This window comes from Tsukamurella soli, assembly GCF_039541155.1.
Taxonomy (GTDB): domain Bacteria; phylum Actinomycetota; class Actinomycetes; order Mycobacteriales; family Mycobacteriaceae; genus Tsukamurella; species Tsukamurella soli.
Genome location: NZ_BAABFR010000176.1, coordinates 1 through 6,092, shown reverse-complemented (window position 1 = coordinate 6,092; position 6,092 = coordinate 1). Strand labels below are relative to the sequence as shown.

General features: G+C 69.9%; 10 protein-coding genes and 1 pseudogene. 3 read left to right on the top strand and 8 right to left on the bottom strand.

Going from position 1 to position 6,092, the window contains the following annotated elements:
• The 6 genes and pseudogenes from ABD908_RS26410 to ABD908_RS26385 all read right to left on the bottom strand — a co-directional run.
• Positions 1 to 224: pseudogene (locus tag ABD908_RS26410) on the bottom strand (AAA family ATPase); the annotation flags it as partial.
• Entirely contained in the window at positions 224 to 376 is a 153-nt protein-coding gene (locus tag ABD908_RS26405) for a hypothetical protein (RefSeq protein ID WP_345001726.1), read from the bottom strand. The gene ABD908_RS26405 and the pseudogene ABD908_RS26410, both read right to left, overlap by 1 nt.
• A gap of 275 nt (positions 377 to 651) precedes the next feature.
• A complete protein-coding gene (locus ABD908_RS26400; RefSeq protein ID WP_345001724.1) occupies positions 652 to 921 on the bottom strand; it encodes a hypothetical protein in 270 nt (89 codons plus the stop codon).
• Positions 918 to 1,715 (bottom strand): hypothetical protein, encoded by a 798-nt coding sequence (locus ABD908_RS26395; RefSeq protein WP_345001721.1) that lies wholly within the window; start codon positions 1,713 to 1,715, stop codon positions 918 to 920. The genes ABD908_RS26400 and ABD908_RS26395 overlap by 4 nt, the downstream gene beginning before the upstream one ends.
• A gap of 2 nt (positions 1,716 to 1,717) precedes the next feature.
• Complete coding sequence (locus ABD908_RS26390; RefSeq protein ID WP_345001719.1) at positions 1,718 to 2,095, bottom strand: DUF4926 domain-containing protein; 378 nt, start codon at positions 2,093 to 2,095, stop codon at positions 1,718 to 1,720.
• A 30-nt stretch (positions 2,096 to 2,125) separates the two neighbouring features.
• Positions 2,126 to 2,458, bottom strand: coding sequence for a hypothetical protein (locus ABD908_RS26385; protein WP_345001717.1), 333 nt, complete (start codon positions 2,456 to 2,458; stop codon positions 2,126 to 2,128).
• A gap of 265 nt (positions 2,459 to 2,723) precedes the next feature.
• Between ABD908_RS26385 and ABD908_RS26380 the strand changes: the two genes are divergently transcribed.
• The 3 genes from ABD908_RS26380 (at position 2,724) to ABD908_RS26370 (ending at position 3,994) form a co-directional block, all read left to right on the top strand.
• Complete coding sequence (locus tag ABD908_RS26380) at positions 2,724 to 2,936, top strand: hypothetical protein (RefSeq protein WP_345001715.1); 213 nt, start codon at positions 2,724 to 2,726, stop codon at positions 2,934 to 2,936.
• A 70-nt stretch (positions 2,937 to 3,006) separates the two neighbouring features.
• Positions 3,007 to 3,159, top strand: coding sequence for a hypothetical protein (locus tag ABD908_RS26375; RefSeq protein ID WP_345001713.1), 153 nt, complete (start codon positions 3,007 to 3,009; stop codon positions 3,157 to 3,159).
• 106 nt (positions 3,160 to 3,265) lie between these two features.
• Entirely contained in the window at positions 3,266 to 3,994 is a 729-nt protein-coding gene (locus ABD908_RS26370; protein ID WP_345001711.1) for a recombinase family protein, read from the top strand.
• A 48-nt stretch (positions 3,995 to 4,042) separates the two neighbouring features.
• On the opposite strand, the gene ABD908_RS26365 is transcribed toward ABD908_RS26370, so the two are convergent.
• Together ABD908_RS26365 and ABD908_RS26360 are read right to left on the bottom strand one after the other, a co-directional pair.
• The gene (locus ABD908_RS26365) at positions 4,043 to 4,681 is read right to left on the bottom strand and encodes an Abi family protein (RefSeq protein ID WP_345001710.1); all 639 of its coding nucleotides are present in this window, start codon (positions 4,679 to 4,681) and stop codon (positions 4,043 to 4,045) included.
• 617 nt (positions 4,682 to 5,298) lie between these two features.
• On the bottom strand, positions 5,299 to 5,742 hold the full coding sequence (locus tag ABD908_RS26360) for a hypothetical protein (protein ID WP_345001708.1): 444 nt from the start codon (positions 5,740 to 5,742) through the stop codon (positions 5,299 to 5,301).
• Positions 5,743 to 6,092 lie beyond the last annotated feature (350 nt).

Here is a 6,092-nt window from a genome sequence, read left to right as displayed (position 1 = left end):
GTGACGCGGGCGACGGCATCGAGCGGACGTTCCTCGACGATCAGGTGGCCGATCGTGGGCACGCCGAGGCGCCGGGTAGTGAAGCAGTCCGGGGTCTCGGTGCCCGACGCCGCGGTGACACCGAGCAGCAGTTCGCCCAGTGCGCGCAGGGCGGGGCGTTCGCCGCTCGCCTCCAACCAGCCGGCGACATCGGTGATCGGGGTGCGTTCCATCTCGGCGGTCATCAGATGACCTCCGGCTCGTCCGGCACCAGCACCACCGTGAACTCGCCGTCGACCCGCTGAAGCTCCACGTGCCGGATGAAGACGGGGTGGAAGTCGAACAACCCGATGCGGACCGGCGTGCCGGGCGGCAGCTGCGCCAGCCGGGCGAGCAAGCCGCCGACGTGCTGCGGCCCAGCGGCGGACTTGCAGGTCGGGCGCGATCACCACACGGGTGGCGTAGCCGCTGGCGTCGGGGACGGCGGCAACGATGTGCCGCAAATCCTGGTCGGGCATGGTGTTCCTCTCGTCAGGTGGACGCACGGCGTGGTCGCCGGCGTTGCCGAGGAACCGAGTTCAGCGCGATGAGCATGGTGTGCAGTATGTGCGGGACCTACGACACGTCGCGACCGGACTACCCGCCGTCAGGGTGCCCGGCGTCGGTTGGCGGTCAGCGCCCTCGCCGGTAGATGAGCAGCGCCTGGACCGGATCCCCGACGAGCAGCGGCACGCCCTCGGGCGCGCGGTCCTGCGTCACCAGCCGCCGCGCGTCGGTGACCAGCTCGTACGGCCCCAGCCAGTCGGCGAACCCGCGGTCCAACTGCTGCACCTCGGCGGCGAATCCCGACGCCGGGGCGTAACCGGCCTCGTAGCCGGACGTGAGCACGACGGCGTCGTCGGGCAGGCGATCGAGCAGGGCGCGCAGTTCTCCCACGTTCATCGGATCCGCTCGATTCTCGTGATTGTGCCGCTGGTCCACTCGCCGCCGTCCGGCAGCCGCACCCGCGCCCGGTCGCCGACCGCCGGCCAGTCGAGCACCTCGATCGGTCGGTGCGGCTCGCCGCCGTGCTCCAGCTGGCCGTGGTTGAGGTCCAGGTACGCGTCGCCGTCCGAGGTGGTGAGCTCCCAGGCGCCGCGGCGTCCCGGGATCAGCTCGGTCACCGTTTCGCCCACGGGCTCGTAGTCGTCGACGGCTGCGCGCGCGGCGCACAGTGTGCGCATCCAGCCGCTGCCGTTGCGCACGTGCATCGCACCCGGCTCGCCGCACCGATCGCAGGTCCGCGCGCTGCGATCTTCCGCGGCGTCGACGAGCGCGTTCATCCGCGTCCGCGCGGCGTCGACGTCGGTGTCGGTGTCGAAGTAGAACCGCAGCGTCCCGTACTTTTCCTTGCACTGGTGCAGTTCGTAGCCGGGGTCGATCGCGGCGAGGTCCGCGTCGAGCTGGACGAGCAGCGGATACCAACCCTTGCTGCAGCTGATCCACCGCCCCCACCCGTCGGGGATGCGGCACATCAGGCGGACGAGCCCGTCGCGCCACTCGTCGGCGTCGTTGGGCACGTGCAGCTTGTTCAGGGTCTCATCGGGGCGCAGCTGCGTCAGCGCCTGCTCGAACGCGGCGCCGGCCGCGTCGCGTTCGTCGTCGCTGCCGCTGCGGATCGCGGCGCTCCAGTCGGTGCCGGCCGCGTGGACGGCGTGGTACCGGGCGGCTTCGGCGTCGGAGAGTTCCTCGGGCATGGTCAGAGTGTGCGCGGGGGGCTACGACAGGTTTCCACGCGTTTTCCTGCGCCGGGAGGATCGCCGCGTCGGCGGGGGATCAGTCCTCGCGCGGCGCGTAGAAGACGTCGGGGGTCGATCTGGTCGCCGGTCCGCGCGGTGCTGCCCTCCATGAGCGTCGCGATCCGCGCCTGCTCCTCGGGCATCGGATCGGGCTCGTCGAGCTCGCTCACCCCGTCCCATCCCGCGCGGGGTCGGATGTCTGCCGCCGTCACCGTCTCGACTGCGATCGTGGAGCCGTCCGTGTCGAAGAACTCGACCTCAAAAACGGTGGGAACGTGCACGTGCACGATCGTGCCGTGTGTGCCCGCGGTGAGCCCCTCCTGGGGCAGGTCACGCACCAGCTGCACCCACCTCGTGCTCGCGGAACATCACCGCTCCCCGCCGAGAAGGTCCACCAGCTTGGCATCGAGGTCGCCCGTCTCCGGCACCCGGACGTAGCCGGTCGGCAGCGGCGCGGTCTCCCAGGAGTAGTGCGCGAGTTCGGTCCCTTCGGGGCCCAGCACCCGGAGGACGCCGCAGTTGACATCGCCGGACCATCGGAACTCGCCCAGGACGTCCTCGCGGAATCCGATGGCCCACTCCAGGAAGTCGCCGTCGATGTGATCGATCCAGTGGTCGCGGGTGAACGGGCCCTGGACTAGGCCGGAGACGTGGCCGGTGAGTGTCAGCACGAGCTCGCCGGTGGGATCATCAGCGTCCATGCCCCGCACGCTATGCCCGGGGTACGACAGGTGTCGGACCCGGCTGCGATCCTGTCGGCATGGACTCCCGCGACGTCGACCTGCAGCTCCAGCTCGACGCGATCGGCGCCTGGCTCCTCGCGGTCGTCGAGGAGGCCGCGCAGGACCCGGTGAGCCGCTGCATGACCGGCATGGCGGTGTCGGATCTGCTGCTCGAAGCCGACCGCGTCCTCTACTCCGACCGCTGCGATCTCGTCGACCCCGCCGAGGTTGCCCCCGCATCGTCGTGGTGGACCGGCTGCGGGACACCCAGACCGTGCACTCCGTGGAGGGCTGGCCGGCGGCTGCGGCGCGCCTGCTCACGGGCATGCTCCGGGCGTGGGCGCGGGGTGGCGGCGGCGTGGTCAGGCTCAGCGGGCGGACGACGGCGGGGCGTGCGGTGGTGGTTGGGCCGGACGGGTGGCAGGTACGTGCGGTGGCGCGGTACAGGGAGGCGTGACGGTGCGTCTCCTACGTGTGGACGCGCCGGGGGCGGGCGATCCAGCGGTCGCCGCGGATCCTCCGGGTCCATGACGGAGAACGAGATCGAGTTGGTGCTGGCGCCGGTCGCCGCGCTGGTGGACACGGTGGCGGGCACGGGTGACGCGCAGCTGGTCCGGTATCTGGCGTGGCGGCTGTCGGAGGTCAGCGGGGCGGCGCAGGCAGTAGCACGGGGAGGGTGACGACGCCGCCCGGATTACCGGCATATCACCCGCCGGGCCGTGGCTTATCCTCCAAGTTCGGTAGCATCGCAGGTCAGAGCGTTTTCGGGGTGTGGAGGAGTTGTCGGTGAAGGTTGTCGGCTATCTGCGGGTGTCGACCATCGAGCAGGCGGAGCACGGGTTCGGCCTGGACTCGCAGCGGGCGGCGGTGCGTGCCGCGGCGACGGCGGGCGGGCACCGGGTCGTCGCGTGGTGCTCCGACGAGGGGATCAGCGGCGCGAAGCCGGCCGCCGACCGTCCCGGTCTCACCGACGCGCTGGAGATGATCCGCGACGGGAAGGCGCAGGGGATCGTCGTCCGCGACCTCGACCGTCTCGCCCGTGAGATCACCGTGCAGGAGGCCGTGCTCGCCGCGGTGTGGCAGACGGCCGACGCCGTGGTGCTCACGAGCAGCGGTCCGGTGCAGCCCGACGACCCGGACGATCCGATGCGGCGGGTGCTGCGGTTGATGGTCGGTGTGTTCGCGGACCTGGAGCGCAGCATGATCGCGAAGCGGCTCCGTGACGGTCGGCGCGCGAAGAAGGCGAAGGGCGGCTGGGCGGCGGGCCGGGAGCCGTACGGCTTCGCCAGTGTTCCGCCGAAGGAGCGCGCGGCGGACAACCTGCACGGCGCCCTGGTGCCGGTCGCCGATCAGCAGGCCGCGCTCGACCGGATCCTCGACCTGCACACCCACGGCGCGAGCCTGCGGTCCATCGCGGCGGCGCTCACCGAGGAGGGGCACCCGACCAGCGGCGGCGGGCGGTGCCAGCCGACCACGGTCGCGCGGATCATCGCGAGGAACACGACCGCGGCGTAGCTCCGGCACCGAGCTGCAGTCGAGTCCGGGACGGCGGGGTGACCGGCGTTACCGGACGGACGCCCCCGCCGCGAGCAGCGCGGTGACCCGGTTGGAACCAGTAGTCCACTCGTGAACGTCGGGGTCCAGCCAGCGCAGCAGTGTGAAGATGTCGCGCAACCGCGACCGAAGCGGGTGCCGGCGGTTCGGAGGCAACGGTGCCGAGATGATGCACTCGTGGTGCGCGACGCGGTTGCGGAAGTACGTCAGCCGGTACAGCAGCCAGCGAACGTCGTCGGGGTTCACCCCTGCCGGAAACACGTCACGCAGCGCCTCGCTCCACATCTGAGCGCGGTAACTGTTCGTCGTCGGGTCGGTCGCCTGCCCCTGGGTGTACGGGAACAGGTTGTGCCACTGTCCGAAGGTGACCTGTGAGAGGACGTCCCCCTCGGTGAGGGGTACTCCACAGCGGTCGTGGGTCGGCGTCGTATCCCGCACCGTCTTCGCGTCCGTGGCGCGTGCCATGGCTCCCTCCCGCACCGAGGTGAACAGCTTGTCGAGAGGGAACGGCAGGGGATCATCGCTGGTGAGCCAGACGTCGGTGCCGCTGCGGTCTCGACACCAGTCCCGGAGCTGCTCGTTCAGGGCGTTCCGCAGCACGACCTCCGCGACGGACAGCAACTCCAGGTAGCCGGCGGCCAGCTGCATGTTCCAGTGGTACAGGGCGAGTGTGTTGCGGCTATGACCGGTGGCGATGCGCGAATACGGTGCGATCCGTTCACCGCTGAGGCGGTCGAGGAGGCGACTGTGCCGGGCTCGGGCGGACGATGTGTGTTGCGTGAACGCAACACGCGGCGTACCTTCGAACATGAAGCGGCCCCCAGGGTCAAAGACAGAGAAAACGTCTTCATGTTCTCACATGGAGGCGTTTTTTCATGTCCAGTCCGGACCGGGGGTGACCGCTTCCGCTACGGCCACTCGCTGAAGGGCGACAAAACCGATCGCTCGTTGTCGGACTCACATGCCATGCTCCAGTCCATGCCCGAGTCCACGCCCACGTGCGACTGTCCACGCGACCACTACCGGACACCGACGACGGCCGCTGCGACAACCCGCCGCTGTGGCTCGATGACCCGGAGCGGCCGGACCGGAGCACCTACACGCAGTGCGCGGCATTGCCGCTAGCCCGCCGAAAGTGGTGGGACACGAGTGCGCACGCCACCCCCCGGCCGAACCCGCGGCTGTGCCCCCTCGGTGGGGAGGGGTGGTGGGGCAGCGGGCGGCTGGGCAGGCGCGGATCGTGCGCTGCGTCTGATCGCAGGCCGCTACAGCTGGTCGGGATTCGTGCCTTCCAAGCCGGGGATCGCAGTCTTGATCGTGAACAGCAGGTCCCGGTAGGCCGCTTCAACCTCGGTGTCGGGGGCGTTCGCCTTGACCACGCTCCAGAGCTTGAGCAACGCTGCGGACTGGTCGCGTAGCTCGTAGAGGCGGAGTTTCACTTCGAGCTTCATCACGCGGGTGCCAAGCTCGCCGCGGTCTGCCAGCGAGGAGCTGGCTGTGCGTACGTCGTAGGCCAGGTCGTTGACCTCGTCGATGAGGGGTACCCGGACCTCGTGCTCGCGGCGGCGATTCTCGGCGGCGATCTGCTGCGTGACGCTGTCCTGGTTCGCCGCGATCTGCCTTGTCACGTCCGTCTGACTGGAGCTGATCTGTTCGACGATTCCCTTGTACGCCATCGACGCCGCCGCGATCGCGACCAGCACCGTCACGAGACCGACTACAAGGGTCGCGACGTTCGTGTACAGCCAGTCGTGTGTCTGCGTGAGCTGGTCGAGTGTGCTCCGCGGGAGCTGGACGACGACGGTGGCCGGCACGCCCGACGAGTGAGTCGGTGGCGTGGGGCCAGGTGGCGGGACGGGCAGGGCCGGCGTCGGCACGGGTCAACTATCCGGCGGGGACGGGTGCCGGAGTCGGAGACGCGCCGCTCGGTGTCCCTGTGTGACAGGGTTAGGTGAGACAGTTCGATTCAGAGTTCATCACTACAGGGCGAGACTGGGGCACCGATATCGTGACCATGACCATCTCATCGACTCGGGACAGCGTCGATACTGGCCTGGTG

What these genes read in the sequence shown, in the direction of transcription:
- ABD908_RS26400 (WP_345001724.1), bottom strand. Translation starts at nt 921, where the DNA reads ATGAACGTGGGAGAACTGCGCGCCCTGCTCGATCGCCTGCCCGACGAC.
- ABD908_RS26365 (WP_345001710.1), bottom strand. Translation starts at nt 4,681, where the DNA reads ATGCAGCTGGCCGCCGGCTACCTGGAGTTGCTGTCCGTCGCGGAGGTC.
- ABD908_RS26385 (WP_345001717.1), bottom strand. Translation starts at nt 2,458, where the DNA reads ATGGACGCTGATGATCCCACCGGCGAGCTCGTGCTGACACTCACCGGC.
- ABD908_RS26395 (WP_345001721.1), bottom strand. Translation starts at nt 1,715, where the DNA reads ATGCCCGAGGAACTCTCCGACGCCGAAGCCGCCCGGTACCACGCCGTC.
- ABD908_RS26375 (WP_345001713.1), top strand. Translation starts at nt 3,007, where the DNA reads ATGACGGAGAACGAGATCGAGTTGGTGCTGGCGCCGGTCGCCGCGCTG.